At 58.0% G+C, this 2,332-nt stretch carries 1 pseudogene; it reads left to right on the top strand.

The annotated features are described in order from the left end of the window. Positions 1-1,093: 1,093 nt before the first annotated feature. Positions 1,094-2,318, top strand: a pseudogene (locus tag FH061_RS30035) (IS256 family transposase). Positions 2,319-2,332 lie beyond the last annotated feature (14 nt).

Below are 2,332 nucleotides of genomic sequence, written 5' to 3'. Positions count from 1 at the left end.
GAGCTATAGTCCAAAGTGGTGGTGCGACACGTGTAGCCGTCCACGTGTTTCGTAGTAGGAATTGGACGGCAAAGCTCGTTCTTGTCTTGTCACACATCTGAAAGGAGGCTGTGACCTGCTGTACGACCAGCAGTTGCCTACCCGGGCGTGCGTAACTGGTAACGGTTGGGTGTGAAGCCCCGGGGACAACGTGCCTCTCAACAGAAGGTTCATCCCAGTGATGGGAAAGGAACTGACACTGCCAGCAGCCGTGCGGTGTGAGGCGCAAGGCAAGTTCCGTATGCATAAACCAATTGAACTGTTGCTGAACCCTCGTAACGACTGTCGAGCGAAAGCTGCTGATATGCTCGAACCAAAAGGTAAGTAGCCGGTTGTTGCTGTCATCACTGGCAATACGTCGTCATCGCGCTATCGGATGAAAGGCAGATGCTAAGCGGACAGGCAGAGCAAAAGACCGCTTTGTCGGCAAGGATGGGAACGTGGTAAGCCCGATTCCGTGCCTTGGCCTTGCTGTATCGAAGCCAAGGCAGGTGACCCGTAAGGGAAGCTGTTGCGGGAGCGGGTAAGAGAATGCGGAAAAAGCGAAGGGTGACCTGTAACGGGTTGCATAGGGGTTCAAGATTTGCCCTGATCCGAAAGGATGCAGACTTCCGCAAGGTGCAGCCGTCGCCATTCGGTGGCAGTGGTTCCAGTAGTGTGGTTTGCTACCCGAGGTTCAGCATGTGAGTAACCGTCGGCAGTCATGACGGTTCTGCGTCCTCGCTAAGGGAGCCGAGCTACACCGACATGGCGAAGACGAGCATTCTGGCATTGGTGGAAGCCGATACGAGGTAGTCGGAATGTGAAATCGGTCTCAGGACGAGACTTTGGTTGTGCGCGAGCCTAGTGCGGTGAAAGTCGCTCCCTGGGTTCCTAGAGGGTGGCGGCGCAGTAATGCGCTGCTACTACCCGCTTACGGGCTGAGCTCTGAAGGTGGGGAGGAAGGCGGTGGAGATTTTGTTGGAAAATTTGACTGTCTAGATCAAAACCAACCAACAGAGGAACCTCCACCATGTAGAAGGATAAGCAAGAAACGCAAAGCGGTCTACCGGAAATGGGTCTGGGCCTGGACGAACTGGTGCGCCGCGGCGCCCGGCAAGTGATTCAGCAGGCGATCGAGGCGGAACTGGCCGAATTGTTGGCACCAGTATGCGAACGTGAAGACGCTCAGTGGCCGGCAAGCGGTGGTGCGCAACGGCTACCTGCCTGAACGCGATATTGTCACTGCCGCCGGACCGGTAACGGTCAAGGTACCCAAGGTACGCGACCGCTCCAGCACCGGCGTGAAGTTCAATTCGTCAGTGGTGCCGCCTTATGTCAGGAAGTCACCCCGCGTGGCGGCAGCTTTGCCCTGGCTGTACTTGAAAGGTATCTCCACCGGCGACATGGGCGATGCGCTGTCGGTGCTGCTGGGCGAGGATGTAAAGGGCTTGTCGGCGAATGTCGTGTCACGGCTGAAGTCACAATAGGCCGACGAATGGAAACAATGGGACAAGCGCGACCTGTCGGTTTGCCGCTGGGTCTACTGGTGGGCCGATGGCATCCATACCGGGGCCAGGAGCGAAGACCATGGCGGCCAATGCCTGCTGGTGATCATCGGTGTCACGCCGGACGGAAAGAAGGAACGGGTTGCCATTGCCGACGGTTTCCGGGAATCGAAGGCATCCTGGTCCGAGGTGCTGCTGGACCTGAAGGCGCGTGGCTTGCAGAGCGGTCCGCGACTGGCCATCGGTGATGGTGCGATGGGATTCTGGGCGGCGTTGGAATAAGTGTTCCCATCGACGACGGCGCAGCGCTGTTGGTTCCACAAGCTGGGCAACGTGTTGAATGCGCTGCCGGCGACATTGCAGTCCAAAGCCAAGGCTGGATTGCAGGCGATCTTTATGGCCGAAACCAGGGCCGATGCCATCAGCGCGTTCGGGCAGTTCGTCAGTACGTATGGCGCGAAGTATCCGAAAGCCGTGGAAAAACTCGCTCAGGACAAGGACAGTTTGCTGGCGTTTTACGACTTCCCGGCCGAGCACTGGCAGCACATTCGGACCACCAATCCGATCGAGTCGACGTTTGCCACCGTGCGACATCGGACGACGCGCTCGCGTAACTGTCTATCGAGGGCGACGTTTCTCGGGCTGGCGTTCAAGCTGATGGAAGAAGCAGAAAAGAGCTGGCGTAAGACTCGCGGCGCTGACAACCCCGCCGTGCTGCTGGCGGGCGTGCCGTTCAAGGATGGACTACCGGTGCAAGACAATCCGCCGGAACAGCAAAAACTCGCCGCCTGACGTCGCTATCCTTC

Source organism: Noviherbaspirillum aerium (assembly GCF_008929045.1).
Classification (GTDB): Bacteria; Pseudomonadota; Gammaproteobacteria; order Burkholderiales; family Burkholderiaceae_D; genus Noviherbaspirillum; species Noviherbaspirillum aerium.
Note: the sequence above shows the minus strand (reverse complement) of the source record. Positions and strands in the feature narration are given on the sequence as shown.